This window comes from Acinetobacter sp. WCHAc060042 (assembly GCF_003231195.1).
In the GTDB taxonomy this organism is placed as follows: Bacteria; Pseudomonadota; Gammaproteobacteria; order Pseudomonadales; family Moraxellaceae; genus Acinetobacter.
On record NZ_QKVN01000115.1, the window covers coordinates 1 to 841 of the forward strand.

The following is an 841-nucleotide window of genomic DNA, read 5'->3' on the forward strand; positions in this document are numbered from 1 at the left end:
AGTTTATGACGGCTCAATAGTCAACATTCGTTTGATGTTCTTTGATAGCGGATTGCATATGAAGGATTATCTCAACTTTCAAGAAACAGATGCACCTGATGCTATAGCATGGATCGAAGCGAAAACCCAAGTATCAGGAGCCTCAATCTCAAGCATGATCAGCAATGCAGAGAGCTTTTTAAACACACATCAAACTGAGAACAGTCGTCGTATTTTCGTGCCGATGCATGATGGTCGCGATGTCACACCAGAAGTGATTGCGCAGTTTCAAGCCATGTTTCATAACACAGCCGTCCATCAAACCCATACCGTATCCCGTGCTGACTTTGACTTCATCACTTTGAATAATCTGTTGATGCAAGCCGACAATACGCCTGAAGACAATGTGGATTTAGGTGCTTATGTACCTTGGGCCATTACCGATGATGCTGAAACGGTCTTTAATCTTGAATCATGGTTTGGGGTGCGCTCAGGTGAACCAGATATGAACCCAGCAGATATGCTGTGGACCTGCATTACCAACACAGCGTGGGGGATGGGGCAGCCTGAGGACATGCTGGACAAAGATAGTTTTCTAAACGCCTGGGCGGTGCTCAATCAAGAAGACATGTATATGTCGATTGTGTTTGATGATGAAGGCGAGATTGAAAAAATCATTGACTTGATCTGTGAGCACATTGATGCGGTGTGTACGGTAGACAGTCGCACCAATAAGTGGGTGCTCACCCTGATTCGTGATGACTATGTTGCAGATGACTTACTGATCCTGGATGAATCGAATGTCGGGAAGATTTCAGATTATGAAATCCGTACTGCAGCAGAGCAAATTAATCAGATTACT

At 44.5% G+C, this 841-nt stretch carries 1 pseudogene; it reads left to right on the plus strand.

The window, feature by feature from the left end:
• Window positions 1-58 precede the first annotated feature (58 nt).
• A pseudogene (locus DPG01_RS18470) lies at window positions 59-841 on the plus strand (hypothetical protein); the annotation flags it as partial.